Here is a 25,323-nt window from a genome sequence, read left to right as displayed (position 1 = left end):
CAGAAAGCAAGGATGATGCTTATGAAACTGCAACTGGCCGCGATGGCCGCGTTGGTGGTGGCAACTGCAACCCTGGCTCCGGCGGCGGACGCCAATGCTGGGGGACCGAGAGAGAATGTTTCCTGTGTGCCTGTGAACGTGGACCGCAACCGCGTCCACCAGCACTGCACGGAAACCTACACCGATGAATTCGGCAACGTCTACACTGCCGAGTATTGGATCGACGAGTACGGCAACCCTTACCTGCGCGACTGAGCCGGGTGGGGAGTGCGCCGGACCGATCGCCGGGCCGGCGCGCATGCCGCAGCTGCCGCTCGGTCGCATGCGCTACCGGGGGTAGTTGCACGACACCGCGCAGATGCGCGATTGCAGACACAAGGATGATGCCGATGAAACTGCACCTGGCCGCGATGGCCACACTGGCCGTGGCCTTCGCGGGAATGATGTCGAGCGGCAACGCCAACGCCGGGGTAACCAGCCCACCCGGCAGCGTGACCCGCTGCGAACCCTTTGAAGTGGAGCGCTACCGGATCCACCAGCATTGCATCGTGACCATGCCCGATGCGGACGGGGAGATTTTCCTCACCGAGTACTGGATCGACGAATACGGCAATCCCTACTTGATGTAATCCTCATCGACAAGGAGCGTGGAAATGAGACTGCATAAAGGCATACCGGCATGTTCGCTTGCCACCGTGCTGGCCGTGTTGATGCTGGCCCCTGTCGCCAGCACAACGGCTGCCGAAGTCATCGAGGTCCAGGAAGAGTGCGTGCCCTTCCGCATCGCTGGCAACGTATTCCACCAGCGCTGCACGTCGTACGTGGTCTACGACAACGGTACCCGCGAAGCCACCGGTCATTACAACCGTGACGAGAACGGGATGATCTACGACCCCTGATCGCGTCCGCGCGATCCGCCGGGCGGCGCCTTCACCGCCCGCCCGGCATCTCCCAGCCGCCCATCCCGGCATACCGCTGCCCTCGCCTTCCATGGCATGCTTCGTGAAACCGTTTTCATGGAATGGAGGGATTCCACGATGTTGTCGCGTTTCCGTCGCCCTGCGCTGTCTGCGCTGCTGGCGCTTGCTCTGCCTGCCGTCGCCTGGGCTGCTGCACCGGCGCCGCTGAAAGTAATGTCGTTCAATGTCCGCACTCCGGCCGATACCGAACCGGGCAAGCGCTGGCCCGACCGTCGCGATGCCATGGTCAAGGTGATCCTCGACGCGCATCCGGCGGTGATCGGCACGCAGGAGCTGGTGAAGGAACAGGCCGACTACCTGTCAGGGCACCTGCCCGGCTACCGCTGGTTCGGTGAAGGCCGCCGCGGTGGCAGCGGCGATGAACACATGGGCGTGTTCTACGACAGCAAAGTGCTGGCCATCGAGGAATCCGGCAACTTCTGGTTGTCCGATACGCCCGATGTTCCCGGCAGCATCACCTGGGGCAACCTGTACCCGCGCATGGTCACCTGGGCCCTGTTCCGGCGCCTGGACGACGGCCGTCGCTTCTACTTCATGAATACCCACCTGCCCTACCGCAACGAGGACGAACCTCGCCGGGTGAAGGGTGCCGAGCTGATCAGCAAGCGCCTGGAAGCCCTGCCCGCCGACCTGCCGGTGGTGTTAACCGGTGACTTCAACAGCGAGCCAGGCGGTGACACCTACAAGGCGTTCACCCGCCTCCTGCAGGACACCCGTACCCAGGTGAAGGCTCCGCAGGGTCCGCGCCTGACCTTCCACGACTTCACCGGCAAGGCCACCGTGCAGCTGGACTGGGTGCTGGTGCGCGGCTTCCATGCGCGCAGCTTCCTTACCGATGATCGTCGCATCGATGGCGTGCTGCCGTCGGACCACTTCCCGTTGGTGGTCGAGCTGGACTGGCCGAAGCACTGATTCTCTGCGGCAGCCGTGGCTACGGCGGCGGCTGCCGCGACAACAGCCGGTACAACGCCTGGTGCTGGTTGCGCGCCTGGCAGATGCGGGCGCCGACGGCAAGGAACACGGCAACGCCGATCAGCCCGAGCCCCAGCATCGGATCGGGCAGCCGCAGGAAACCGATGGCAGCGGCCATCGTCGCCAATACCATCAGCACTACGACCGCCACCGACAGCCCTGCGCCAGGCGGTCCCGGATCACCAAACAGCATGCGCTGGGTATCGCGTTTGTCATCGCTCATCGCCTTCCCTCCTGGACTCTGCCCCACTAGTTACACCGCAGGCCCCGGTTCTGGCAGAGTCAGAAACGTCATGACTGTGACAACGTCCACAGCACGCGACGCGCTACCCTTCCTCCATTCCCAATCTGCGGAGGACGTCATGGCGCACCAGAGCCGTCTGGCCGGATTCATCATCGACTGCCAGGACACGCCCGCTGACGAAGGCGCACGCTTCTGGTCGGCCGCACTCGGCCTGCAGGCGCAGCCATCGTATGCCGAAGATGGCGCCGAGTACGCCGACCTGCAGGGCGCGCCCGCAGGCCTGAACGTGGAAGTACAGCGGGTCGCTCACCCATCGCGGGTGCACCTGGACATCGAGAGCGACGACATCGATGCCGAGGCAGATCGACTGGAAAAACTCGGCGCGCGCCGGATCGGCTTCGTCAAACGCTGGTGGGTAATGGAAGCACCGACCGGCCATCGCTTCTGCATCGTGCGCATGCGCGAGCGCGAGGTGCCTGCCAATCACTGGCCCTGAAAAAAGAAAGGGACGGAAGCCACTGCTTCCGTCCCCTGCGGTTACTGCACCTGCGCCACACTCGGCGGCTGCGGTGATTGACCCCACCCCCCCAGCGCCTTGTACACGCCCACCACGCTGACGTTGACCTCGGACTCGGCGGCCGCCAACGCATCATCGGCCGCCAGCTGCGTGCGCTGCGCATCCAGCAGGGTCAGGAAGTCCTCCGAGCCCTCGCGGTAGCGGATCTGCGCCAGCGACTCAGCACGGCGTGCCGCCTGCGCCTGCTCGACCACGATCGCCAGCCGCGCCTGCTGCTTGGAATAGCGGGTCAGCGCGTTTTCGGTGTCTTCCAGTGCCAGCAGCACGGCCTGCTCATACTGCGCAGCCACACCCTCGGCTTCAGCCTTGCTGGCACGCAGGCGTGCACGCACGGTGCCGAAGTCGAAGGCTGCCCAGCTCAGCGACGGGGTCAGCGACCAGGCCTTGTTGTTGCCATTGACCAGGCCACTTGCATCGCCGCCGAGGAAGCCGACGAAACCGGACAGCGACAGCCGCGGGAACAGATCCGCAGTGGCCACGCCCACGCGTGCGGTCGCCGCCGCCAGGCGACGCTCGGCCACGCGCACGTCGGCGCGTTGGCGCAGCAGCTCGCGGGTATCGCCCAGCGGCAGTGCCTTGGCGAATGCCTGCACGTCATGCGGTGCAAGCATGACGGTCAGCGTTTCCGGGCGCTGGCCCAGCAGCACCGCCAGCCGGTTACGCGACTGCGTCTCGGATACTTCCAGAAGCGGAATGTCGGCCTCGATCGCCTTCAACCGCGCACGACTGCTCTGCACGTCCAGCTCACTGCCGGCGCCCAGCTCCCAGCGCGCCTCGGTCAGCTTCTGCGTATCGCGCAGGTTGACCAGCGTGTGCTGGGCCACCGCAATGCGCTTCTGCGTACCGCGCAGCTCGAAGTAGTTGCGCGCCACTTCGGCGGCGACCAGCACCTGCGCGTCGGCCAGATTGGCCTGCTCGGCGTCGAGGTCGGCGCGCGCGGCTTCTGCAGCACGGCGCTTGCGGCCGAACAGATCCAGCTCCCAGCCGGCGTCGAAGCCGAGCTGGTAGCTTTCACTGAACACCCGCTGCCCACCCAGCTGCGGATCGGGTTGCTTGCGGCGGTCGTAGCTGCCGCCTGCGGTGATGTGCGGGGCCTGGTCGAAACGGCTTTCGACGAACACCGCGCGGGCCTGGCTGACGCGGGCCACGGCCACGCGAAGATCCAGGTTGTCCGACAGTGCGCCATGCACCAGCTGTTCCAGCACCGGATCATCGAACTGCGCCCACCAGCTGGCGACCGGCGAGACGGTACTGAACACCGGCTGCTGTGCGCTCTGGAGGACCACCGGCTCCTGCATCGGAGCCTTGTAGTTCGGGCCGACGCTGACACAGCCTGCCAGCACCAGGCTGGAGACGGCCATCGCCAACGTGCGGATCACCATGGCAGCACCTCGCCCAGGTAGGTGAAGCTGCCACTGGCGCCGGATTCACCGATCAGCGCCATTTCCACGCTGGAACGTGCGCCTTCGCTGATTTCGATTTCGCCGTTGCCGCCGTTCATGTCGGTCTTCACGTAACCCGGATGCACGGTGTTGACCTTGATCGGGGTGTTGCGCAGTTCGTAGGCCAGGCTCAGGGTCCAGCTGTTCACCGCTGCCTTGGAGGCGTTGTAGGCCGGCACCTTGAAATCGTAGATGCCCGACGCCGGGTCGGCGTGCAGGGTCTGCGAGCCGAGCATGCTCGACACGTTGACGATACGCCCGGACTTGGCCTGCTTGACCAGCGGCAGGAACGCCTGGGTGACCGCCACCAGTGCATACACGTTGGTGTCGAAGGTGCGCTTCCAGGTATCCAGCGACTGCTCCGACGGCGCCTGCGCCGGGTTTTCGATCATGATGCCGGCGTTGTTGACCAGGATGTCGAGGCCCCCATGGCGCTGGCGTACCTGTTCGACCGCTTCGGCGATGCTGGCTGCATCGGTCACGTCCAGCTGGATGGCTTCCACCGGCAGGCCCTCGGCCTGCAGCTTCAGTGCCAGTTCGACGGCGGTCTCGCGCTTGCGCCCGGCCAGCAGCGTGTGCACGCCGGCCTGCGCCAGCTGGCGCACGGTTTCCAGGCCGATGCCGCGGGTTGCGCCGGTGACCAGCGCGATCTTGTTCTGATGGGTGTTCATGGATTCTTGCCTTGTGAGGGGGAAGCCACCGCCGGCCAGTGACCGGCGGCGACGGGGTTCCATGTCAGTGGTGGATGGTCGGCTCGCCGTGCTGCACCAGCTGGCCACCACCGTTGCGGGTGACGAACTTGCGCAGTGCCACGTAGAACACCGGGGTCAGGAACAGGCCGAACAGGGTCACGCCCAGCATGCCGGCGAACACGGTGATACCAGTCACCGAGCGCACCTCGGCACCTGCACCATGCGACAGCACCAGCGGCACGGTGCCGGCAATGAAGGCGATGGAGGTCATCACGATCGGGCGCAGACGCAGGCGGCAGGCTTCCAGTGCCGATTCAACGATGCCCTTGCCGCCCATTTCCAGCTCTCTGGCGAACTCGACGATCAGGATCGCGTTCTTGCACGCCAATCCCATCAGCACCACCAGGCCAACCTGCACGAACACGTTGTTGTCACCACCGGTCAACCACACGCCGAACAGCGCGGACAGCAGGGTCATCGGCACGATCAGGATCACCGCCAGCGGCAGCGACCAGCTCTCGTACAGCGCAGCCAGCACCAGGAAGGCCAGCATGATCGCCACCGGGAAGACAATGAAGGCCGCCTTGCCCTGGGTCGCCTGCTGATAGCTCAGGTCGGTCCATTCGGTGGTCATGCCTACCGGCAGCACCTTGCCGGCGATCTCGGTCAGCTTGTTCATCGCCTCGGCGGAGGACAGCAGGCGCGGGTCGGCTTCACCGGCCAGGTCAGCCGCCGGATAGCCATTGAAGCGCAGCACCGGGTCCGGGCCGAAGGTCTGCTTGATGGTGACCATCGAACCGATCGGCACCATCTCGCCGCGGTCGTTGCGGGTGCGCAGCTTGCCGATGTCCTCGACCGTCTCGCGGTACGGACCGTCGGCCTGGGCGATTACCTGCCAGGTACGACCGAACTGGTTGAAGTCGTTGACGTAGGCCGAGCCGAGGTAGGTCTGCAGGGTGTCGAACAGTTCGGTGAGCTGCACGCCCTGTGCCTTGGCCTTGACGCGGTCGACCTCGGCATCCAGCTGCGGCACATTGGCCTGGTAGCTGGAAATCGGGAAGGCCATGCCCGGCGTCTGCGCAACGGTACCCTGCATCGCCTGCACGGCATTCTGCAGCGCGCCGTAACCCAGGTTGCCACGGTCCTCGATGAACATCTGGTAGCCGTTGCCGTTGCCCAGGCCGAGGATCGGCGGCGGCATCATCGCGAAGGCAAAGCCCTCCTGCAGGCCAGCGATCTTCTGGTTGATCTCGGCGTTGATCTGCGCGGCGGTACGACCATGGCGCTCGGCGAACGGTTTGAGCGGAATGAACGCCACACCGGTGTTCGGCGTATTGGTGAACTGCAGCGCGTTCAGACCCGGGAACGAGATGGTGTGGGCGACGCCATCGGTTTCCTGGGCGATCTTGGCGACCTTGCGCAGCATTTCATCGGTACGCGCGATCGACGAGCCTTCCGGCAGCTTCACACCCGCGATCAGGTACAGCTTGTCCTGGGTCGGGATGAAGCCCGGCGGCACCAGCTTGAAGATCACGCCGGTACCGACCAGCAGGATCGCGTAGACCACGAACACCGCGCCGCGGCGGCCGAGGATGCGGGCCACGCCACGCTCGTACTTCTCCGAGCTGGACTTGAAGAAGCGGTTGAACGGGCGGAACACCCAGCCGAACAGGCGGTCGATCAGACGGCTCGGGCCGTCCTTCGGGGCACCGTGGGCCTTCAGCAGGCGCGCGGCCAGGGCCGGCGACAGGGTCAGCGAGTTGATCGCCGAGATCACCGTGGAAATGGCGATGGTGACCGCGAACTGCTTGTAGAACTGGCCGGTGACACCGGACAGGAACGCCATCGGCACGAACACGGCGCACAGCACCAGCGCGATCGCCACGATCGGGCCGGAGACCTCGCGCATGGCCTGGTGAGCCGCTGCGGTGGGCGACAACCCTTCCTCGATGTTGCGTTCGACGTTCTCCACCACCACGATCGCGTCGTCGACCACGATGCCGATCGCCAGCACCAGGCCGAACAGGCTCAGCGTGTTGATCGAGAAGCCCAGCAGGTACAGCGCAGCAAAGGTACCGACCACCGACACCGGCACCGCGATCAACGGGATGATCGAGGCACGCCAGGTCTGCAGGAACAGGATCACCACCAGCACCACCAGCGCGATGGCTTCCAGCAGCGTGGAGACCACGGCCTTGATCGAGTCGCGCACGAAGATGGTGGTGTCATACACCGCCTCGTACTTGACGTCGGCCGGCATGGTCTTCTGCATCTCGTCCATCGTCGAGATGACCTGGTCGCGGATTTCCAGCGCGTTCGCACCCGGCGACTGGAAGATACCGATACCGACGGCGTTCTTGCCGTCCAGCTGCGAGCGCAGGGTGTAGTCACCGGCACCCAGTTCCAGGCGGGCCACATCGGCCAGGCGTACGATCTCACCGTCCACACCGCTCTTGAGCACGATGTCGCCGAATTCCTTTTCGGTCTTCAGGCGGCCCTGGGCATTGATCAGGGTCAGGAACTGGCTGTTCGGCAGCGGTTCGGCACCGAGCTGGCCGGCCGAGACCTGCACGTTCTGCTCGCGCATGGCGCGCACCACGTCACTGGCAGTCAGGCCGCGCGAGGCCACCTTGTCCGGGTCCAGCCAGGCGCGCATGGCGTAGTCGCCGCCACCGAAGATCTGCGCGTCACCCACGCCCGGAATACGCGCCAGCGCATCCTTGACGTGCAGGCGGGCGTAGTTGCGCAGGTACAGGGTGTCGTACTTGCCTTGCGGCGAGGTCAGGTGCACCACCATCAGGAAGGTCGGCGACTGCTTCTGCGTGGTCACGCCCTGGCGGCGCACGTCTTCAGGCAGACGCGCCTGCGCCTGCGCCACGCGGTTCTGCACCTTCACCGCCGCCGCGTCCGGGTCGGTGCCCGGGCGGAAGGTGACGGTCATCTGCAGCACGCCGTCCGAGCCGGCAACCGACTTCAGGTACATCATGCCTTCGACGCCGTTGATCGCTTCTTCAAGCGGCGTGGCAACGGTCTCGGCAATGACCTTGGGGTTGGCGCCCGGATACACCGTGCGCACGACCACCGACGGCGGCACCACTTCCGGGTACTCGCTGATCGGCAGGATCGGAATCGTGATCAGGCCTGCGGCGAAGATCACGATCGACAGCACCGCCGCGAAGATCGGCCTGTCGATGAAGAAACGGGAAAAGTCCATGGAGGAATTCCTGGGAAAGGCGTTCGGCGGGCAACAGCCGGCCTGCCCCTCGTCACTTTGACGAAGGCAGGAACGGCTGCCGCTGGCGCCGGCAGCTAAGCGGGGACGCGGATCAGTGGTTCAGTGCGGCAGTCGCATCGCGGCCCGGTGCCGGCGGCGCGGCCTGCGGCTGCATCGCCACCGCCTTGGCCTGCACCGGCATGCCCGGCATGAAGACCTTCTGCACGCCGTCGATGATCACCTTGTCGCCGGCGGCCAGGCCGTGCTCGACAATGCGCAGGCCATCAGCGGTGCGGCCGAGCTGGATGTCACGGCGCTGGGCCTTGCCATCCTTGTCGACCACGTACACGTACTTGCGATCCTGGTCGGTCAGAACAGCCTTCTCGTCGATCAGCAGGGCCTGGAACTGGCCGCTGCCGAGCAGCTGCACGCGGGCGAACAGGCCTGGCGTGAACTGGCGATCGGCGTTGTCCAGCAGCGCGCGGACGCGGATGGTGCCGGTGCTGCGGGCGACCTGGTTGTCGAGGAAGTCGACCTTGCCCGAATGCGGGTAGCCCTCTTCGCCGGACAGGCCGACCTTCACTGGCAGATCGCTGTCACGCTCGCTTGGGCGCTCGCCCTTGCGTGCCATCTGGGCGTAACGCAGGAAGGTGCTTTCATCGGCATCGAAGTAGACGAAGACGGTATCCAGCGAGACCAGCGTGGTCAGCACGCTGGCGCTGTCGCCGGCGGTGACCAGGTTGCCGGCGGTGACCATCGCGCGGCCGGCACGGCCGTCGATCGGTGCGCGCACCTTGGTGAACTCCAGGTTGAGGCGGGCCGCATCCAGCGCAGCCTGCGCCGCCTGCACGGCGGCACCGGACTGGTCGGCTGCAGCGCGACGCTGCTCGGCGGTCTCGGTGGAGATCGCCTGCTGCTCGGACAGCCGCTTGGCACGCTCGGATTCGCTGCGGGCCAGCGTGGCCTGGGTGCGGGCGCGGGCGAGTTCGGCAGCGGCGCGATCGTACTCGGCCTGGTAGCTGCGCGCGTCGATGGTGAAGAGCACTTCGCCCTTCTTCACTTCCTGGCCTTCGACATAGTTGACCTTGTCGATGTAGCCGGACACGCGCGGGCGCAGTTCAACGCTCTGTACCGCTTCGACGCGGCCGCTGAACTCGTCCCACTGGCTGACCTGCTTGACCAGCACCGGTGCAGCGCTGACCTGCGGCGGCGGCGGCGCACCGGCTTCTTCGGCGTGGCCGCCGCTGCAGGCCGCAAGCACGGCGGCGGCGAGGATCGACACGCCGACCATCGCAATGCGATGGCCGAAACGATGTGGAGTGGAATTGGGGGAAGTCATGGCATGCATCCGTACGGAGGGGTGGTACAGCTAGATGAGAACGTGTTGCAAAAACAGGCGGCGTATCCTGCGACCTCAACCATGGTCGAGGTCAAGCGACGCCCGCGGTATCGCGCCAGAGGGGAGGAACGTCCAGGTGCAGCAGGCCGCGCGGCAATTCGGCATCACTGCTGTCGCAGCGGACGATGGCGCGGTTGTCGCGGCAGCCATCAAGCAGGGAGACCACGCGGCGGCCGACCAGCAGCGAGCTGGGCCACTCGATGCAGGCATTGGCCGCGTTGGCAGGCGTACACACCGGGCTGCAGACTTCCAGCATCTGCGCACGCACGCCCAGCGCCTGCGCTTCCTGGTGCACCACCTGCGCGTACATGCGCAGCGCGGCAGTAGTGATCGAGGTCTCGCCGTAGCCCGCCCATGGCTTGGCGTTGGCCGGGCTGCCGATCATCACGTAGCGGCGCGCATGCACGTTGTCCTGCAGCAGCGGCAGCAGATGACGCACCGCGTGCACGTGCGGCATGAGGTCGGCCTGCATCGCGCCCAGCAGTTCATCGCCATTGCGGTCGGTCACCCGGCCGCGACGGTAAGGACCACCCATTGCGGCGATCACGGCGGCCAGCGGACGCGGGCGATGCGCGATGCGTTCGGCCAGTGCGCGCGCCGAGCCGTCATCGCTGAGCGAACCCAGCAGCGTCTCCAGGCCCGGCTCGTCGGCGAACTGCTCATGCAGCGCCGCCAGCCGGCCCGGATCGCGACCGACCACCAGCACCGGGCTGCCGGCTTCCAGCAATGCGCCAACCACGCCCTGGCCGACGGCACCGGTGCCGCCGAGGACCAGGACTTCGGGCGTCAGCATCCCATTCACGGGACATTTCCTCCCAAATCCGGGATAGTCCCGATTCGACGCAGCCGGTCGCCCTTGTGCGGGACCAGGCGGACGGCACCGCCACGCTGCTGACGCATCGGCGCGGTAAACTCACGAAAGTCCTTGTGTACCAAGGAACTCGGGCGGACTTCAACGGTCATTGCCAGATCCAGGGTGCTCTGGCCGGCGTTCCGGAGACGGGCAAGAATGTTGCGCAGGCTCATGGCGGACGGGCTCCAAATAACGAATGGCGCCACGATAGACCTCAAACCTTTACTTGATTAGTCCTGATTAAGGGGAATAATCATCCCGCTCCCGGTCCAATCGTTCTGTCACGATTGTCCCATCCCCGACGTCCAGGATCCCAGACCATGTCCCACGATCTCAACGAGACGCTGATCTTCGTCAAAGTGGTCGAGCAAGGCAGTTTCATCGCCGCTGCAAAATCGCTCGGCCTGCCCAAGACCACGGTCAGCCGCAAAGTGCAGGAGCTGGAAACGCGCCTGGGTGCGCGCCTGCTGCACCGGACCACCCGCCGCCTCGGTCTGACCGAAGCGGGTTCGATCTATCACGAACATTGCCAACGCATCGCACGCGAGCTTGAAGAAGCCGAGAGCGCAGTGAGCCAGTTGCAGTCCGGGCCGCGTGGCTGGCTGCGCTTCACTGTGCCTTACTCGATCGGCATCACCTGGATTGCGCCGCTGCTGGGCCAGTTCCATGCGCAGTACCCGGAAATCCGCCTGGACATGCATATGGGCAACGAGAAGCTGGACCTGATTGCCGGCGAAGCCGATCTGGCGCTGCGCGTGGGTGCCCTGCCCGATTCCAATCTGGTCGCGCGCAAGCTCGGCAGCCTGCGCACGCAGGTGTTCGCCAGCCCGGCCTACATCGAACGCTATGGCGAGCCGCTGCATCCGGAAGAACTGCAGTTCCATCGCATCCTGGCGATGCGCAAGCCGTACCACACCGGCAACTCGCCTCGTTTTACCTGGCAACTGGGCGAGAACGGCGGCGAGCTGCGCGATTTCCCGGTCACCCCGCTGATGACCGCCAACGACATGTCTGCGTTGAACGGTGCGCTGGTGTGTGGCGAAGGCCTGCTGCTGACCGGCGATGTGATGGCCAAGCCGTTCGTTGAATCGGGCATGGTGCGCCGCGTGCTGGCCGGCTGGACGGGCCCGGAAGTGGACTTCAACGCGGTGTTCGCCGGTGGCCGCCTGGTCTCCCCGAAAGTGCGGGCATTCGTCGACTTCCTGGTCGAGAAGCTCAACTTCGACGCCAACTACATGCTGGCGCAATGCCCGGGCGCGAAGCTGGCACAGCAGCAGAAAGAAAAGGAAGACGCTGCGCTGGAAAGCAGCGGCAAGCGGATCCTGGAGAAGGTCGCGGCTTCGGCGGCATGACCGAGGGTATCCACGCATGGCGTGGATCTACCCGGTCGCGCGATGCCGGTTTCTGTAGAGTCGAGCCATGCTCGACTGCTTTTCGAATGGCGCCGACCAAGGTCGGCATCTACCAGAAGAGGTAGCCCAGCGTGGCTCGGCTCTACAGGCGCTATCGGCGTGCCGAGCAACGCTCGGCACCCACAAAAATGCCGCCTGCAAGGGCGGCATTTTCGTTCCGGCCGATGGCCGGACCGGCTCAAGCAATAACGCGTTGCGTTATTGCTTGAGCGGAATCACACGAATCTCGACGCGGCGGTTCTTTGCACGGCCGGCGTCGGTGCTGTTGTCGGCAATCGGGTACGACTTGCCGGCGCCCAGCGTTTCGATACGCACGCTCTGCACGCCCTGGCCGATCAGGTATTGCGCGACCGAGTCGGCGCGTTCCTTCGACAGGCGGTTGTTGACCGCGTCGCTGCCGATGCTGTCGGTATGGCCGACCACTTCGATCATGGTCTGGTTGTAGTCGCGCAGGGTACCGGCAACGCCGTTGAGCGAACCGTAGAACTGCGGCTTCAGGGTCGACTTGCCGAAGTCGAAGGTGATGCCGTCCGGCAGGTTCAGCATGATGTTGTCGCCCTGGCGCTGCACATCGATGCCGGTGTTGGCGGTGCGCTCGCGCAGTGCGCGTTCCTGGCGATCCTGATACTGGCCGACCGCGGCGCCGCTGAGCGCGCCGATACCAGCACCAATCAGGGCATGCTGACGGCGCTCGGTGGCGCTGTCGCCGGTCAGCAGGCCGGCGGCCACGCCGATGGCGGTACCGATCAGTGCGTTGCGGCCGGTGCGGTTCTGCTGCTCCGTCGGGTTGCCGTACTGGTCACTCTGTACGTAGGAGCCGCCGGTGGCGCAGGCCGACAGGACGGCCGCACTCATCAGGGCCAATGCGACGTTGCGGGTGGTGTTGCGGATCATGAGGTTCTCCTTGGTTTCCGGTCGGCCGGCGGCCTGCGGGCGCAAAGAGAATAAACAGCCCGATGCGATGCCGGAATGATGATCGGGCACGCCGACAGGGCCGCGTTCAGCTAACTGACCGGATCACTCAACCCGCACTTTACCCCGCTCCTGACTGCCGGTAGGCAGCCAGCGCGGCATCGCGGCCAGCCGCCAGATCCACCAGCGGCGTACGCGGATAGCCCGGGGCATGCGCCGCCAGCAGCAGCGGATGCTGCCACGGCGCGAAGCGCGCCTTCACCGGCAGCGCCGCCAGTTCGGGCACCCAGCGGCTGATGTAGCGGGCCTGGGGGTCGAACTTCTCGGCCTGGGTGACTGGGTTGAACACACGGAAGTACGGCGCGGCATCGGCACCGGTCCCAGCCACCCATTGCCAGCCCATCGTGTTGTTGGCCAGGTCGGCATCGACCAGGGTGTCCCAGAACCAGCGTGCGCCATGCAGCCAGTGCGCGCGCAGGTGCTTGCACAGATAGCTGGCCACGATCATCCGCACCCGGTTGTGCATGTAACCGGTGTGCCACAGCTCGCGTAGGCCGGCGTCGACGATCGGCACGCCAGTGTTGCCGCGCTGCCAGTCGTGTAGCTGCGCTGCACTCGGTTTGGCCCACGGGAAACGGTCAAAACGCGGATTGAGGTTGTCAGTCGGCGTCTTCGGGAAGTGATGCAGCAGGTGGTAAGCGAAGTCACGCCAGCCCAGTTGCCGCAGATAGCCGTCGATGTCGGCGTCAGTGCCCGCACTGCGCAGGCCTTCCAGCGCATGGGCAATACGCCACGGCGCGATCTCGCCGAAATGCAGGTGCGGCGACATTCGCGAGGTGCCCACGCGATCCGGCAGGTCGCGCTGCTCACGGTAACCGCGCAACGCGCCATCCTCAAACACCGACAGCGCCTCCAGCGCACCGGCTTCGCCCGGCTGCCAGTGCTCCCAGAAGCCGGTATCCCAGTCCAGCGTCGGTGCCAGCTGGAGATCATCCAGTGCGAGGCTGTCGACCGCGTGTGCCGCCAGTGCCTTCGGTGCGGCCTGCAGCGCCGGCAGGCGCCAATGACTGAGCACGTTGCGCCAGTAGGGAGTGAACACCTTGTACGGCTGTCCCTGCTGGGTCGCGATATCCCACGGCTCGAAAAGCAGGCTGCCATTGCAGCTCTGCGCGTCGATGCCCTGCTCGCGCAGCGTGCGCTTGATGGTGGCGTCGCGTGGCTGGGTGGCCGGTTCGTACTTGCGGTTCCAGCACACCGCCTCGGCGCCGGTCTGCTCGATCAGCAGCTGCAGGGTCGGCAGGCTGTCACCGCTGCGCAGCACCAGCGAGGAACCCCGGGCGCGCAGGTCGGTATCCAATGCCGCCAGGGAACGGTGCCGCCACGCATCGGAGGCGGCACCCGGCGCCCACTCGCCTTCTTCGTGCGGCGCATGGATGTAGACCGGCACCACGTCGTGACCGGCATCCAGCGCGGCCTGCAGGGCCGGATTGTCCTGCAGCCGCAGATCACGGCGGAACCATACCAACGCTACCGACACATGCACCGCCTTCATTGTGGAAGGCGCACATGATAGCCAGCGGCGGTGAAGGAGATGCGCGCGCCCGGCCATCCACGCGTGGCGTGGGTCTACTGCTTGAATCGCTCCATCGCTTCACTGATCAGCGCGCGCGCCTCGGCGGCGTTGCCCCATCCGTTGAGCTGCACCGGGTTGCGCCCCGCCGGCAGGTCCTTGTAGACCCGGAAGAAGGCCTCGATGCGCTGCCGTTCGATCTCTGGCAGATCGGCCAGATCGCGGATGTTGGCGTAGCTCGGATCAACCTTGTCGGTCGGCACGCCGATGATCTTCTCGTCGTGCTCGCCGCCGTCGATCATCTTCAGGTAGCCGATCGGCCGGAAGCGCACGATCACGCCCGGATGCAGCGGTTCGCGGGTCAGCACCAGTGCATCCAGCGGATCGTTGTCACCGGCCAGGGTGCGCGGCATCGAACCGTAGTTGGCCGGATAGGCGACCGGCATCGACTGGAAACGGTCCACATGGACCAGGCCATCGTCCTTGATCTCGTACTTGGTGAAGCTGCCGGCCGGAATCTCCACCGCCAGATTCACCTCCTGCGGGGCCTGCTTCGGCTGCGCCACCAGGAACGGATGCAGCACGGTATCGGCGGCGGTCACTGCACTGGCCAGCAACAGCAGGGCGGCGCCGATGGCAGCGAGCGGAAGGATGCGACGGGGCGTGGTCATCGGTGCGTCCTCATTCCCAGCAGCGGTCGGCACGACCCTTGGCGGTCTGCGCGCGCGGGCAGTCGCGTGGCGTGATGCGGCCTTCGGTCAGCTCCGTGCGCTGCTTGCCACCCTTGGCATCACGGCGCAGTTCGAAGGCATCGTAGAGACGGCCGGTCACGGTGCGCGCTTCATAGCGCAGGTGCTGCGGGTCGATGTTCAACACCTGGAACAGCTGGGTGTCTTCGGCCACCGGGTCCATCGTCCTGCGCGCTTCGTCGGAAAGGCGGTACTGTTTCGGCCCCGCCACGGTCACCACATACTGCGGCGTCGCGGCCTGCCCTTCACCACGGCGACCATAGGTGTGATCGTGGCCCTGCAGCACCAGATCGACATTGTGGCGGCGTACCACCGGCAGCAGCAGGTCACGCAACGCGGCGTTCTCGCGTCCTTCGCGCGGCGAGTAGAACGGCTGGTGCAGCAGCACGATGGTCCACGGCTGTGGATTGCCGCCCAGTACCTTGTCCAGCCACTGTGCCTGTGCCTTGGCGGTGCCCAGGTCGAGTGCCGAAGTGCCATCGACCACGGCCACGCGCACGCCCTGCGCATCGAACCAGTAGCTGGTCTGCTGTGCGGCGCTGGCGCCATTGCCTGGCAGCGCGAACGTGACTGGCCAATGCTTGCCCAGCACGCGGCGTTCCTGCGGGGTGTCCTCGAATTCCTCGAAGTACTCGTGATTGCCGATGGCCGGGGCCACCAGCGTTTCCTGCGCCAGCCAGCTGGTCGCAGCAAACCACTCTCCCCACTCGCTGTCATCCATGTTGTCGCCGCCGCTGACCAGGTCGCCGGCAAACAGGCTCATGCGTGCCTGCGGTGCGGCCTTCTGCGCGGCACGCACTACCCGGCTGACATGGCTGACGTTCTTGTTCTGGGTATCGCCGAAGTACAGCAGGGTCAGCGGCTGGTCGGCGGCGGCCAGCGTGCGCAACTGGTTCCAGGCGCTCCAGCTGCCATTGCCCTGCACGCGGTAGACGTACTGGGTATCCGGCTGCAGGCCGCTGATGTCGGCGCGATGATGATGCGACAGACCGTTCTCGGTCTGCAGCGCACGGGTCGTTGCGCGCACCTGGCGGATGCCCTCGATGGCCGGTGAATCAGCGGCCAGGGCGATTTCCAGCAGCGGCGCCTGCACGCTGCCATCGGTACGCCAAGCGACAGCGAATCCATGGCTGGGATCGACCGCCGGCGAGGCGACGATGCGGTCAGGTACCGTCGTTGCTGCGTAGTGGCGGCTACCCGCCGGCACCTGAGTATTCGGTTCGGCCGCTGCGAACGACAGTGACGGCAACGCCAGCAGCAAGCCCAGCGCCAGCGTGCGCATCACGCGGTGCCCGCTCATGCGCCACACTCCAGCGGCAGCGCCAGCTGCTTGGCGATGCTCTCCCAGTCGAACGCCACCACGCCCTGGTCATCGTGCACGGCATAGAGCGCACCGTGCGGGAAGCGCGCGCTGGGTTGCTGCATCATCCAGATACCATCGGTGTTGGCCACGGTATTGCCCTGGAACGCACCGACCGGCTTCAGCGTATGCCGGTCGAACAGGTGGAACACGCTGCGCTGCTTGCCCTGTTCGGTAGTGATCCACCAGCCGTCCTTGCCACAGGTGCGCAGGGTCACGCCTTCGGCCTGGGCCTTGAACACGTCGCGGCCGAAGGTGGTACCGGTGAAGCGACCTGACAGGGTGTAGACCTTGAACTCGCTGGCGTAGCTCTCGTCCTCTTCGGCAATCAGCAGGCGATCGTTGTCCGGGTCGCCCCAGATCGACTCGACCACGCGCAGTGCTCCCGCCTCGGTGGTATCGCCGATGCTCGCCACCAGCTTCGCCTCGACCTTCGCACCGTCACGGGTCACGTGGTACTGGCGCACGCGCTTATCCAGTTCGGCCAGCGGCGGCAGGATGTCATTCCCCTGCGCATCCTCGCCGTTGTCCCAGGAGTCGGTGACGTAGACGCTGTAGCCATCGGCACGGCGGTCGACCCACAGCCCGTACGGCTTGCGCAGGTCGTCCGCAGCGAACGTCGCCAGCGGCGCGAAGTCCGGCAGGCTCAGTACCTGCACGCGGTGATTGTCGCGCTCCACGATCCACAACAGGTCGTCGATCACCGCGATGCCGTTTGGGCGGTCGAACTGCCCCGGTGCGGTACCGCTGCTGCCGACGTCACGCAGGTGCTGCCCGGTGCTGCCGTCGTAGACCACCAGCTTGTCGGTGGCCTTGGCTGTGGCGATCAGCCACAGCGCGCCGTCCGGCGCGCGCCAGGCCGCCGGCGAGTCGATGTTGTCGGCCGGGGTCATTGGTGACAGGAAGGCTTCGGCGATGGTGGTCACCACGCGCTCGCCACTGGCGGCCGGCGCGGCCGCTCCCGCAACCGGATCGTTGCCGGTGGTCGGCGTGCAGCCAGCAACCAGCGTGGCGGCCAGCGCCGCGGCCAGGACAGCAATGCCACGCCCCATCACAGCGCCACCTTCAGGCCCAGCGCATAGGTGCGGCCGTACTCTTCCAGCTGCAGGGTGCGCGAACGGGTGCCCTGGTACAGCTCCAATGGCTTGTCCAGCAGGTTCTGCGCTTCGAAGTACACGCTCACGCGCGGGGTGAACTTGTAGTCCAGCGAGAAATCGAGCTGTGTGTTGGGTGCAACGTAGATGTCGAATGCGCGCCCCTTGCCGATGCTGTCCAGGTACTCGCTGCGGTACACGGCCGCCAGGCGCGTGCTTACACCGTACTTTTCATAGCCGATGTGTGCGCTGTAGACATGCTTGGAAGCGCGCGGCAGCGTGAAGTCCTCGCCCGCACGGTCCTTGATGCCGGCGTCGAACTTGGTATCCAGCCAGGTGCCACTGGCACCGACCAGCAGGCCATCAAGACCGTCCGGCAGGAAGGCCAGCTGCTGCTGCCAGTTGAATTCCGCACCACGCACGGTGGCCTTGCGACCATTGATCGGCTGGGTCACGTCGAATCCACCGTAGGCCGGATCATTGGTGCGCACGGTCTCCACGATGTAGCCATCGATCGACTTGTGGAACAGGCCCAGCGAAACGATGCCGCTGCTGCCGATGTACTTCTCCACCGACAGGTCGATGTTCTTCGATTCGTACGGATCCAGTTCCGGATTGCCCAGGCGCACTTCCTCGTCACCGCGGCTGTAGCCCACGCGCGGTGAAATGTCACCGAACGAGGGGCGCGATACGGTCTTGTTGGCCGAGGCGCGCAGCACCCAGTCATCGGCCGCGTCATAGCGCAGGTGCAGGCCCGGCAGCACGTTGGTGTAGCTGCTGTTGGCCACGCGCGGGGTGACGGTGAAGCTGCGGCCGTTGGCCGCCACGTCCACCTGGTTGCCGGTCGCCTTGAACTGGGTGTTCTCCACGCGCACGCCGCCGATGATGCGCAGTGCACCGATGTCCCAGGTGCCCATCGCATAGCTTGCGAAGATGTCTTCGCTGGCCACGTAGTCCTCTTCCAGCGAGGTCATCGCGTTGCCACCGACGTCCTGCGGACGGGCACTGTACTGGCCGCCATTGGCCGCCCAGAAGGCACGCATCGCGGCCGAATCCATGCCATCACCCAGGTTGCCGTGGCGGTATTCGGGCGAGGAGGTGCTCCAGCTCGACAGCGCCACCTTCGGGCCGACACGCAGTTCGCGCTCATCCACATTCACGTCGCGGTCGCGCCAGCGGCCCAGCAGACCGAATTTGATGCTGCTGCTGTCGCCGTCGAAGCGCACGTTGACCTGCGCGCTGTGCTCCTTGTCGTTCACCTGCTTGGGCGAAAGCACGAAGCGGTCGAACGCGTAGTTGCTGTTGTCCAGCCACTGCGGATTGTCGAAGCTGTAGCTGGGCAGGCGGCTGCTCTGGTCCAAGGTGCCGTTGAAGGCCTTGCCGTTGAGCTTGAAGCGCGCCTCCATCTCGTCATTCACGCGCTCTTCGGTACGGGTGTAGCCAACCCTGTAGTCGACCACGGCGTTGGTCAGCTTGTTCTCGCCACCCAAGCTGGCCGCGAAGGTGTTTTCCCTCTTGGTGCGGTAGCGCATGCGCTTGTCGATGGAATCCTTAGGCATGCCATCCAGGCGGTACTGGTCGGTGCCGGTCTTGACCATCTTCGCGTCATCGAAGTTGAAGATCACGCGCTGGCGAGTCTCCGCATCATCGAACTGACTGTACAGCGTGCGCAGGTAGTACTTGCTGTCTTCGTTCGGGCGCCAGTCGAGGTTGAGGTTGGCGCCGATGCGCTTGCGCTCGATCTCGTACTTGCGGTGCTGCAGGTTGATCGCGGTGACGTCGCCAGGTGCGGCGTCATCCTCGCCGTCATACTCCACTTCGGTGTTGTCCGACTCGAACTTCCGCTTCTGGTAGTTCACGCCCAGGGCCACGCCGAAGGTGTCGTTGAACACTTCGCTGTAGTTGAAGGCGGCCTTGGGGCTGGTCTCGCCGGACAACTGCTGGTGGCTGCCTTCGATCTTGCCACGCAGGCTGCGACCGTCGCGGTCGAAGGCCGAGGCCGATTCCACCAGCACGGCGCCGCCGATGGCATCACCGGGCATGTCCGGGGTCGGCGACTTGACCACGCGCAGGCGTTCGGTGGAGTCGGACGGGATCACGTCCAGCGGCGCGGCACGGCTGGAATCCTCCGGCGTGCCCACGGCGATGCCATCCACGCTGACGCTGTTGAGATTGGCATCCAGGCCACGAATGACCACGAAGCGGCCCTCGCCCTGGTCGCGGGTGACGCTGATGCCCGGCAGTCGCTGCAGCGACTCGGCCACGTTCTTGTCCGGGTACTGGCCCAGGGCATCGGAGGACACCGCGTCTTCGATGGCGTCGCTGCTGCGCTTGAGGTCGACCGCGCGGATCTGCGATTCGAGCTGGGCGCGCACTTCGATGCGGTCCAGGTCGACCGCATCGGCGGCCACGGCGCCGGTGGCGGCGACCGCCTGCTGCCCGGCGGCCTGCAGCGGTGCGGCAGCCCCCATCGCCAGGGTCAGGGTGATGGCAACGGCCAACGGAGTCTTGATATGCACTGGGAATCCCCATTCCTGTTAAGAATGGGTCTGCACGGTATGTCCGCAAGGTTGCATGGCCGTGACATGGATCTGCACATTTCATGCAGGCCGTCTCCGGGCCCGGTTTGGGGTTGTGCGCCCAATCCGGCAAAATGGCGTCCTCTCTCCTTTTTCCCCTTCCCGACCATGAAGATCGTCGAAGTGCGCCACCCGCTGGTGCAGCACAAGATCGGCCTGATGCGCAATGCCGCGCTCAGCACCAAGGATTTCCGCGAACTGGCCAACGAGCTGGGCACGCTGCTGGCCTACGAGGCCACCGCCGACCTGGACACCGAACCGCACACCCTGCCCGGTTGGGCCGGTCCGGTCACCGTGCAGCGCATCGCCGGTGCCAAGATCACCGTGGTGCCGATCCTGCGCGCCGGCCTGGGCATGCTCAGCGGCGTGCTGTCGCTGATCCCGGCCGCCCGCGTCAGCGTGGTCGGCCTGCAGCGCGATGAGGAAACCCTGCAGCCGGTGCCCTACTTCGAGCGCCTGACCGGCCGCCTGGAAGAGCGCGATGCACTGATCCTGGACCCGATGCTGGCCACCGGCGGCACCCTGATCGCCACCATCGACATGCTCAAGCGTGCCGGTGCCCGCCGCATCAAGGGCATCTTCCTGGTGGCCGCGCCGGAGGGCATCGAGGCGGTCAAGGCCGTGCACCCGGACGTGGAGATCTACACCGCGGCCATCGACGCCCAGCTCAACGACAAGGGTTACATCCTGCCGGGCCTGGGCGATGCCGGTGACCGTATCTTCGGTACCCGCGTCGGCTGATCCGGCGAACCGGGGTCAGCATCCTTTCACAGCGGAAGGGATCTGACCCCAAGCGCGGCCTACAGGCCGGCCGCGAAGGCTTCCAGCTGGCCGATGACCGTGTTCCAGCCGTCGAAGAAGCCCAGCTGCTCATGCTGGTCACGCAGGGCCTTGTCCGGGTGCATCACCCGCGCGGTGTAGCGGCAGCCCTGCCCGTCATCCTCCATCGTGATGACGGCGGTGAAGCCCAGCCAGGGTGACTGCGGTCGCCAGCCTGCGCCCAGCATCGAAGTGAACACCAGGCGCTGCTGCGGCACGATTTCCAGGAAACTGCCCGGATTGTCACTGCTGCCGCCGTCCGGGCCCTGCATGAAGGTGTGGAAGGCGCCACCGGGGCGCAGGTCGAATGCGCGCACCTCGGTGGTCCACGGTTTCGGGCACCACCACTGGCGCAGCAGTTCCGGGTCGGTCCACGCCCGCCACAAGGCGGCACGCGGTGCATTCAGCACGCGGCTGATGACCAGATCGGTGTCAGGGTTGTTGCCTGCGTCTACGGCCATGGGCCTGCTCCTGTCGGTGAAGGGTTTCAACGAAATCGACCATGCGGTCGGCGCGCGCTTCCCATACGGCACGTTGTTCGGCCAGCCACTGCTCGGCCTCCCCAAGCCGCGTCGGCACCAGTTCGCAGGTGCGTACGCGCCCCCGCTTGTGGCTGCGCACCACGCCGCTGCGCTCCAGCACGGCCAGATGTTTCATCAGCGAGGGCAAGGCCATCTCGAAGGGCTCGGCCAGCGTCGACACCGTGCGCGGCCCATGCCCCAGCACAGCCACGATCGCGCACCGGGTAGGGTCGGCCAATGCCTGGAAGACGTCCTGAATGGCTGGATCATACTTATCCATATGGCTAAGTAATACGCCGATCTGAACGTTGCCGCAAGCAGGCGCTGCAATGGCGTGGTTCTTCACGTGGCCTTGCAGGCGGGAAGCGAATGCTCCGCGCACCCGCCACCCTTGGAGCTCCCGATGAAAGTCTCTTTCCTGCTGGCCGCCGTCCTGCTGGTCGGCCTGCCCCTGGCTGCCAATGCCACCACTCCGCAGCAGCAGCGCATGGCCGAATGCTCAGCCAAGAACAAGGGCTTGAAGGGGGATGCCTACAAGACTGCACAGAGCTCCTGCCTCAGCGGCCATGCCGCCGAGACGAAGGCCGCGACAACGCCGCAGGAACGCATGCGCAAATGCAACGCCGATGCCGGCACGAAGAAACTGGCGGGTGACGCGCGCAAGACCTTCATGAGCAGTTGCCTGAAGGCGTCGTAATGGCAGTGACGTAGAGCCGAGCCCATGCTCGGCTCAGGCATCCGTAACGTGCATGACCGTTCAGAGAAGCAGCCGAGCGTAGGCTCGGCTCTACCCCTACCCCAGGGCGCGTGCCTTCAGCTCGCCCTGTTCGTGCAGGGTCACGAAACGTCCCTTGTCATCACGGCCCAGCTGCGCCAGCGCAACCTGCGGGTCATGGGTGAAGAACAGCCGCACGTTGCGCGCCAGCTTGTCTTCAAGGAACTGCCGCTTTTCGTCGATCAGCAGCTCGGCATTGCGGTCGTAGCCCATGGTGATCGGCACGTGTACCCATGAGCGCCCCGGGATCAGGTCGGCACAGAACACCACGCCACCGTGCGCACTTTCGCCGGCATGCGCGTGACCGACGATCTCGGCCAGCATCAGCCCCGGTGTATGCCCGTCGCTGTAGCTGAAGCGTACGCTGCGGCCGAGCGCCTTCGAGTACTCCCCGTCCACCACTTCCAGCCGGCCACTGGCCTGCAGCAGGCCCGGCAGTTCCGGAATGAAGCTGGCGCGGTCGCGTGGGTGTGGCTGCACGGCGCGCTGCCAATGCTGCGCGCCGACCACATAGGTTGCGTTGGGGAACAGCAGCTCGGGCTCACGCCCTTCGCTCCACGCCGCCAGCAGGCCGCCAGCATGATCGAAGTGCAGGTGGCTGAGCACCACCACGTCGATATCCTCGTGCTCGAAGCCGGCTTCGCGGAGCGAATCGATCAGCACATGCTGGCTTTCCTGCACGCCGTAGCGCTCGCGCATGCGCGGGTCGAAGAACGCGCCGATACCGGTTTCAAACAGCACGGTTTTGCCTTCCAGCGGGCTGGCAAGCAGCGCACGGCAGGCCAGCTCGATGCGATTGAGCTCGTCCGGTGCCGCCCATTTTTCCCACAACGCGCGCGGCGCGTTGCCGAACATCGCGCCGCCATCGAGGCGCTGCGAGTTTCCACGAATAGACCAGAGTTTCATGTGTCGATTATCGGCGCCAGCTCGTTAAATAATCGCTAGAAGGGAAACAGAAAACCCCGCCGGCAAAGGCGGGGTTTCGATAATCAGCCGGATTGCCGGCCAGCAGCCGGCACGACCGGATCAGCGCGCCGGGACGACCTGGGCACTGCCCACCGGATTGCGCGGGTCGCTGCCGCCGAACAGCTTGTTCGCCTTGCGGTCCCATTCCACGGTCTGCAGGTTGCCCCACACATGGCTGGACCCGCGGCCACCTGCGGCCACATTGCCCGGCAGGTCGATCTTGTGACCCATCGCCTGCAGCTGCTTCACCGTCGCCGCGTCGAACGCATCGTCCTCGGCTTCGATCAGGTCCGGCAGCCACTGGTGGTGGTAGCGCGGCAGCGCGGCAACCTGCTGCGCATCCAGGCCGTCGTCGTAGCCGAGGATGCCCAGCAGCACCATGGTGATGATGCGGCTGCCACCCGGGGTGCCCAGCACCACCACCTTGTCGGCGTTCTCCATGAAGGTCGGGGTCATCGAGCTGAGCATGCGCTTGCCCGGCTTCGGCGCATTGGCCTCGTAGCCCATCACGCCGAACGCATTGGGCGTGCCCGGCTTCAGCGCGAAGTCGTCCATCTCGTTGTTCAGCAGCACGCCGGTGCCCTTGGGAATCAACCCCGAGCCGTACAGCAGGTTGACGGTCTGGGTGGCGCCGACGCGGTTGCCGTCGCGGTCGATGATCGAGAAGTGCGTGGTCTCGTCGTCTTCCAGCGGGGTCGGATTGCCCGACAGCAGGTCGCTGGGCGTGGCCTTCTCCGGATGGATGGTAGCGCGCAGGCCCTGTGCGTAATCCTTGCTGGTCAGCACCTTCTGCGGGATCTGCACGAAGTCCGGATCGCCGAGGAAGAAGGTGCGGTCGCGGTAGGCGCGACGCATCGATTCCACCACCAGGTGGGTGCGGTGCGCCGGGTCCATCTTCCTGATGTCCCAACCTTCCAGGATCTGCAGCATGCTGGCCAGTGCGATACCACCGGACGACGGCGGCGGCGCGGTGGTGATCTTCCAGCCGTTGTAGTTGAACACGATCGGCTCGCGCTGCTTCACGCGGTAGCCGGCCAGCTCTTCGGCGCTCCACTTGCCGCCAGCCTGCTTCACGCCGGCCAGCAACAGCTTTCCGGTCTGGCCCTTGTAGAACCCATCGAAGCCACCCGCGGCCAGGCGCTCCAGCGTCTGTGCCAGCTCCGGCTGCTTGAACAGGTCACCGGTGGCGATCGGCTTGCCGTTGCGCAGGTAGACCTCGCGCGTGCCGGGATAGCGCTCCATCACTTCTCGGCGCGACGCATAGCCCTTGGCCATGCGGTCGTACACCGGGAAGCCTTCACGCGCGATGCGGATCGCCGGCTGCAGCGAAGCCGACAACGGCAGCTTGCCGTGCTTGGCCGACAGCTCGACCAACGCTGCAGGCAGGCCGGGAATACCCGCCGACCAGGCACCGTTGACCGAACGATCACGGTCCAGGTTGCCCTGCTTGTCGAGGAAGGCCTGCGGGGTTGCCGCGGCCGGCGCGGTCTCGCGCGCGTCCAGCATCACGTCCTTGCCGGTGGCCGCATCATGCAGCAGGAAGAAGCCGCCACCGCCGAGGCCGGAACTGATCGGCTCGACCACCGCCAGCGTGGACGATACCGCCACCGCAGCATCGAAGGCGTTGCCGCCCTGCGCCAGGATATCGATACCTGCCTGGGTGGCCAGTGCGTGGCCGCTGGCAATGGCCGCGCCGTCAGGACGCTCGGCGCGGGACGGGCTGTCGGCCCAGGCCATCGGGCTCAGCAGCAGGCCGAGCAGCAACAGGGGGCGGACGATCAGCGTCTTCATTCGGATGGGGGCTCCGCATAGAGTTCGGGGTGATCGTGCTGCAGCTGGCGCAGCTTGGCCAGCAGCTGGTCTTCCGTTTCCACGATCTCCGGGTCCGGGTCGATGCACTCGACCGGGCAGACGACCACGCACTGTGGCTCGTCGAAATGACCCACGCATTCGGTGCAGCGCGCAGGGTCGATCACGTAGATGGTTTCACCCATCGCAATGGCCTGGTTCGGGCAGGCCGGCTCGCATACGTCGCAGTTGACGCAGAGCTCGTTGATTTTCAGCGACACGGCGATACTCCTCGCCCGCGCCCTGGGACAAAGGACCGGCCAGCGCGGGCGCGCGGGCCGGTCAGGTCATCAGCGGCACCCTTGCAGGACGCCGCCCGGGCCATGCCGGAGCATGGCCGCCATG

Annotated in this window: 26 protein-coding genes; 8 read left to right on the top strand and 18 right to left on the bottom strand. The window is 65.8% G+C overall.

Annotation, left to right across the window (positions count from 1 at the left end):
• Positions 1 to 21 precede the first annotated feature (21 nt).
• From ACW5IY_RS09100 to ACW5IY_RS09085, 4 genes are all read left to right on the top strand, one after another.
• Positions 22 to 255: a hypothetical protein gene (locus ACW5IY_RS09100; protein ID WP_049434923.1), complete on the top strand. Its 234-nt coding sequence runs from the start codon at positions 22 to 24 to the stop codon at positions 253 to 255.
• A gap of 134 nt (positions 256 to 389) precedes the next feature.
• Complete coding sequence (locus ACW5IY_RS09095; protein WP_224329210.1) at positions 390 to 629, top strand: hypothetical protein; 240 nt, start codon at positions 390 to 392, stop codon at positions 627 to 629.
• A gap of 24 nt (positions 630 to 653) precedes the next feature.
• A complete protein-coding gene (locus ACW5IY_RS09090; RefSeq protein WP_049434921.1) occupies positions 654 to 899 on the top strand; it encodes a hypothetical protein in 246 nt (81 codons plus the stop codon).
• Between the two features lie 138 nt (positions 900 to 1,037).
• A complete protein-coding gene (locus tag ACW5IY_RS09085; protein WP_049434920.1) occupies positions 1,038 to 1,892 on the top strand; it encodes an endonuclease/exonuclease/phosphatase family protein in 855 nt (284 codons plus the stop codon).
• Between the two features lie 19 nt (positions 1,893 to 1,911).
• Here the strand turns inward: ACW5IY_RS09085 and ACW5IY_RS09080 are convergent, their stop codons facing one another.
• A complete protein-coding gene (locus tag ACW5IY_RS09080) occupies positions 1,912 to 2,175 on the bottom strand; it encodes a hypothetical protein (RefSeq protein ID WP_010484415.1) in 264 nt (87 codons plus the stop codon).
• A gap of 139 nt (positions 2,176 to 2,314) precedes the next feature.
• Here ACW5IY_RS09080 and ACW5IY_RS09075 point away from each other — a divergent pair, with 139 nt between their 5' ends.
• Positions 2,315 to 2,692 (top strand): VOC family protein, encoded by a 378-nt coding sequence (locus ACW5IY_RS09075; protein WP_049434919.1) that lies wholly within the window; start codon positions 2,315 to 2,317, stop codon positions 2,690 to 2,692.
• A gap of 41 nt (positions 2,693 to 2,733) precedes the next feature.
• Here the strand turns inward: ACW5IY_RS09075 and ACW5IY_RS09070 are convergent, their stop codons facing one another.
• From ACW5IY_RS09070 to ACW5IY_RS09045, 6 genes are all read right to left on the bottom strand, one after another.
• Positions 2,734 to 4,155, bottom strand: a complete 1,422-nt coding sequence (locus ACW5IY_RS09070; protein ID WP_049434918.1) for an efflux transporter outer membrane subunit — start codon at positions 4,153 to 4,155, stop codon at positions 2,734 to 2,736.
• Entirely contained in the window at positions 4,149 to 4,886 is a 738-nt protein-coding gene (locus ACW5IY_RS09065; RefSeq protein ID WP_049434917.1) for an SDR family oxidoreductase, read from the bottom strand. The genes ACW5IY_RS09070 and ACW5IY_RS09065 overlap by 7 nt, the downstream gene beginning before the upstream one ends.
• A gap of 64 nt (positions 4,887 to 4,950) precedes the next feature.
• The gene (locus tag ACW5IY_RS09060; RefSeq protein ID WP_049434916.1) at positions 4,951 to 8,121 is read right to left on the bottom strand and encodes an efflux RND transporter permease subunit; all 3,171 of its coding nucleotides are present in this window, start codon (positions 8,119 to 8,121) and stop codon (positions 4,951 to 4,953) included.
• Between the two features lie 112 nt (positions 8,122 to 8,233).
• On the bottom strand, positions 8,234 to 9,460 hold the full coding sequence (locus ACW5IY_RS09055; protein ID WP_032128263.1) for an efflux RND transporter periplasmic adaptor subunit: 1,227 nt from the start codon (positions 9,458 to 9,460) through the stop codon (positions 8,234 to 8,236).
• Positions 9,461 to 9,551: 91 nt separating this feature from the next.
• Positions 9,552 to 10,322 (bottom strand): SDR family NAD(P)-dependent oxidoreductase, encoded by a 771-nt coding sequence (locus ACW5IY_RS09050; RefSeq protein WP_049400332.1) that lies wholly within the window; start codon positions 10,320 to 10,322, stop codon positions 9,552 to 9,554.
• Positions 10,319 to 10,546, bottom strand: a complete 228-nt coding sequence (locus tag ACW5IY_RS09045) for a hypothetical protein (RefSeq protein ID WP_049434944.1) — start codon at positions 10,544 to 10,546, stop codon at positions 10,319 to 10,321. The genes ACW5IY_RS09050 and ACW5IY_RS09045 overlap by 4 nt, the downstream gene beginning before the upstream one ends.
• A gap of 147 nt (positions 10,547 to 10,693) precedes the next feature.
• On the opposite strand from ACW5IY_RS09045, the gene ACW5IY_RS09040 reads away from it, so the two are divergent.
• Positions 10,694 to 11,725, top strand: a complete 1,032-nt coding sequence (locus tag ACW5IY_RS09040) for a LysR family transcriptional regulator (RefSeq protein ID WP_005409107.1) — start codon at positions 10,694 to 10,696, stop codon at positions 11,723 to 11,725.
• Positions 11,726 to 11,983: 258 nt separating this feature from the next.
• Here the strand turns inward: ACW5IY_RS09040 and ACW5IY_RS09035 are convergent, their stop codons facing one another.
• The 6 genes from ACW5IY_RS09035 to ACW5IY_RS09010 all read right to left on the bottom strand — a co-directional run bounded on the left by ACW5IY_RS09035 (position 11,984) and on the right by ACW5IY_RS09010 (position 19,941).
• Complete coding sequence (locus tag ACW5IY_RS09035; RefSeq protein ID WP_010484399.1) at positions 11,984 to 12,679, bottom strand: OmpA family lipoprotein; 696 nt, start codon at positions 12,677 to 12,679, stop codon at positions 11,984 to 11,986.
• 139 nt (positions 12,680 to 12,818) lie between these two features.
• Positions 12,819 to 14,234 (bottom strand): cryptochrome/photolyase family protein, encoded by a 1,416-nt coding sequence (locus ACW5IY_RS09030; RefSeq protein ID WP_049434943.1) that lies wholly within the window; start codon positions 14,232 to 14,234, stop codon positions 12,819 to 12,821.
• 89 nt (positions 14,235 to 14,323) lie between these two features.
• On the bottom strand, positions 14,324 to 14,938 hold the full coding sequence (locus ACW5IY_RS09025; RefSeq protein ID WP_049434915.1) for an inorganic diphosphatase: 615 nt from the start codon (positions 14,936 to 14,938) through the stop codon (positions 14,324 to 14,326).
• A 10-nt stretch (positions 14,939 to 14,948) separates the two neighbouring features.
• Entirely contained in the window at positions 14,949 to 16,298 is a 1,350-nt protein-coding gene (locus tag ACW5IY_RS09020; RefSeq protein WP_239682913.1) for a purple acid phosphatase family protein, read from the bottom strand.
• Positions 16,299 to 16,312: 14 nt separating this feature from the next.
• On the bottom strand, positions 16,313 to 17,428 hold the full coding sequence (locus tag ACW5IY_RS09015; RefSeq protein WP_049434913.1) for an NHL repeat-containing protein: 1,116 nt from the start codon (positions 17,426 to 17,428) through the stop codon (positions 16,313 to 16,315).
• Complete coding sequence (locus ACW5IY_RS09010; RefSeq protein WP_457327239.1) at positions 17,428 to 19,941, bottom strand: TonB-dependent receptor; 2,514 nt, start codon at positions 19,939 to 19,941, stop codon at positions 17,428 to 17,430. The genes ACW5IY_RS09015 and ACW5IY_RS09010 overlap by 1 nt, the downstream gene beginning before the upstream one ends.
• 216 nt (positions 19,942 to 20,157) lie before the next feature.
• Between ACW5IY_RS09010 and upp the strand changes: the two genes are divergently transcribed.
• Positions 20,158 to 20,790, top strand: coding sequence for a uracil phosphoribosyltransferase (gene upp / locus ACW5IY_RS09005; protein ID WP_005409099.1), 633 nt, complete (start codon positions 20,158 to 20,160; stop codon positions 20,788 to 20,790).
• A 59-nt stretch (positions 20,791 to 20,849) separates the two neighbouring features.
• On the opposite strand, the gene ACW5IY_RS09000 is transcribed toward upp, so the two are convergent.
• Together ACW5IY_RS09000 and ACW5IY_RS08995 are read right to left on the bottom strand one after the other, a co-directional pair.
• Complete coding sequence (locus ACW5IY_RS09000) at positions 20,850 to 21,329, bottom strand: SRPBCC family protein (RefSeq protein ID WP_049434910.1); 480 nt, start codon at positions 21,327 to 21,329, stop codon at positions 20,850 to 20,852.
• Positions 21,301 to 21,735 carry an ArsR/SmtB family transcription factor gene (locus ACW5IY_RS08995; RefSeq protein WP_239682910.1) on the bottom strand — a complete coding sequence of 145 codons (435 nt, stop codon included), beginning with the start codon at positions 21,733 to 21,735 and terminating at the stop codon, positions 21,301 to 21,303. Before ACW5IY_RS08995 ends, ACW5IY_RS09000 begins: the two co-directional genes overlap by 29 nt.
• A gap of 57 nt (positions 21,736 to 21,792) precedes the next feature.
• Here ACW5IY_RS08995 and ACW5IY_RS08990 point away from each other — a divergent pair, with 57 nt between their 5' ends.
• On the top strand, positions 21,793 to 22,086 hold the full coding sequence (locus tag ACW5IY_RS08990; RefSeq protein ID WP_049434901.1) for a PsiF family protein: 294 nt from the start codon (positions 21,793 to 21,795) through the stop codon (positions 22,084 to 22,086).
• Between the two features lie 96 nt (positions 22,087 to 22,182).
• Here the strand turns inward: ACW5IY_RS08990 and ACW5IY_RS08985 are convergent, their stop codons facing one another.
• From ACW5IY_RS08985 to ACW5IY_RS08975, 3 genes are all read right to left on the bottom strand, one after another.
• The gene (locus ACW5IY_RS08985) at positions 22,183 to 23,070 is read right to left on the bottom strand and encodes an MBL fold metallo-hydrolase (RefSeq protein WP_019338337.1); all 888 of its coding nucleotides are present in this window, start codon (positions 23,068 to 23,070) and stop codon (positions 22,183 to 22,185) included.
• 120 nt (positions 23,071 to 23,190) lie between these two features.
• The gene (gene ggt / locus ACW5IY_RS08980) at positions 23,191 to 24,921 is read right to left on the bottom strand and encodes a gamma-glutamyltransferase (RefSeq protein ID WP_049434900.1); all 1,731 of its coding nucleotides are present in this window, start codon (positions 24,919 to 24,921) and stop codon (positions 23,191 to 23,193) included.
• Positions 24,918 to 25,199 carry a YfhL family 4Fe-4S dicluster ferredoxin gene (locus tag ACW5IY_RS08975; protein WP_004153175.1) on the bottom strand — a complete coding sequence of 94 codons (282 nt, stop codon included), beginning with the start codon at positions 25,197 to 25,199 and terminating at the stop codon, positions 24,918 to 24,920. Before ACW5IY_RS08975 ends, ggt begins: the two co-directional genes overlap by 4 nt.
• Positions 25,200 to 25,323: the final 124 nt, after the last annotated feature.

Source organism: Stenotrophomonas sp. C-A, from assembly GCF_054030835.1.
This window is presented reverse-complemented; position numbering and strand designations above follow the sequence as displayed.

Coding starts and splice junctions, on each gene's coding strand:
- ACW5IY_RS09000 (WP_049434910.1), bottom strand. CDS start 21,329: ATGGCCGTAGACGCAGGCAACAACCCTGACACCGATCTGGTCATCAGC.
- ACW5IY_RS09010 (WP_457327239.1), bottom strand. CDS start 19,941: ATGGGGGCTGCCGCACCGCTGCAGGCCGCCGGGCAGCAGGCGGTCGCC.
- ACW5IY_RS09020 (WP_239682913.1), bottom strand. CDS start 16,298: ATGCGCACGCTGGCGCTGGGCTTGCTGCTGGCGTTGCCGTCACTGTCG.
- ggt (WP_049434900.1), bottom strand. CDS start 24,921: ATGAAGACGCTGATCGTCCGCCCCCTGTTGCTGCTCGGCCTGCTGCTG.
- ACW5IY_RS09015 (WP_049434913.1), bottom strand. CDS start 17,428: ATGGGGCGTGGCATTGCTGTCCTGGCCGCGGCGCTGGCCGCCACGCTG.
- ACW5IY_RS09075 (WP_049434919.1), top strand. CDS start 2,315: ATGGCGCACCAGAGCCGTCTGGCCGGATTCATCATCGACTGCCAGGAC.
- ACW5IY_RS09070 (WP_049434918.1), bottom strand. CDS start 4,155: ATGGTGATCCGCACGTTGGCGATGGCCGTCTCCAGCCTGGTGCTGGCA.
- ACW5IY_RS09035 (WP_010484399.1), bottom strand. CDS start 12,679: ATGATCCGCAACACCACCCGCAACGTCGCATTGGCCCTGATGAGTGCG.
- ACW5IY_RS09085 (WP_049434920.1), top strand. CDS start 1,038: ATGTTGTCGCGTTTCCGTCGCCCTGCGCTGTCTGCGCTGCTGGCGCTT.
- ACW5IY_RS09060 (WP_049434916.1), bottom strand. CDS start 8,121: ATGGACTTTTCCCGTTTCTTCATCGACAGGCCGATCTTCGCGGCGGTG.
- ACW5IY_RS09090 (WP_049434921.1), top strand. CDS start 654: ATGAGACTGCATAAAGGCATACCGGCATGTTCGCTTGCCACCGTGCTG.
- ACW5IY_RS09040 (WP_005409107.1), top strand. CDS start 10,694: ATGTCCCACGATCTCAACGAGACGCTGATCTTCGTCAAAGTGGTCGAG.
- ACW5IY_RS09025 (WP_049434915.1), bottom strand. CDS start 14,938: ATGACCACGCCCCGTCGCATCCTTCCGCTCGCTGCCATCGGCGCCGCC.
- ACW5IY_RS09065 (WP_049434917.1), bottom strand. CDS start 4,886: ATGAACACCCATCAGAACAAGATCGCGCTGGTCACCGGCGCAACCCGC.
- ACW5IY_RS09045 (WP_049434944.1), bottom strand. CDS start 10,546: ATGAGCCTGCGCAACATTCTTGCCCGTCTCCGGAACGCCGGCCAGAGC.
- ACW5IY_RS09100 (WP_049434923.1), top strand. CDS start 22: ATGAAACTGCAACTGGCCGCGATGGCCGCGTTGGTGGTGGCAACTGCA.
- ACW5IY_RS09055 (WP_032128263.1), bottom strand. CDS start 9,460: ATGACTTCCCCCAATTCCACTCCACATCGTTTCGGCCATCGCATTGCG.
- ACW5IY_RS09095 (WP_224329210.1), top strand. CDS start 390: ATGAAACTGCACCTGGCCGCGATGGCCACACTGGCCGTGGCCTTCGCG.
- ACW5IY_RS08985 (WP_019338337.1), bottom strand. CDS start 23,070: ATGAAACTCTGGTCTATTCGTGGAAACTCGCAGCGCCTCGATGGCGGC.
- ACW5IY_RS09080 (WP_010484415.1), bottom strand. CDS start 2,175: ATGAGCGATGACAAACGCGATACCCAGCGCATGCTGTTTGGTGATCCG.
- upp (WP_005409099.1), top strand. CDS start 20,158: ATGAAGATCGTCGAAGTGCGCCACCCGCTGGTGCAGCACAAGATCGGC.
- ACW5IY_RS08990 (WP_049434901.1), top strand. CDS start 21,793: ATGAAAGTCTCTTTCCTGCTGGCCGCCGTCCTGCTGGTCGGCCTGCCC.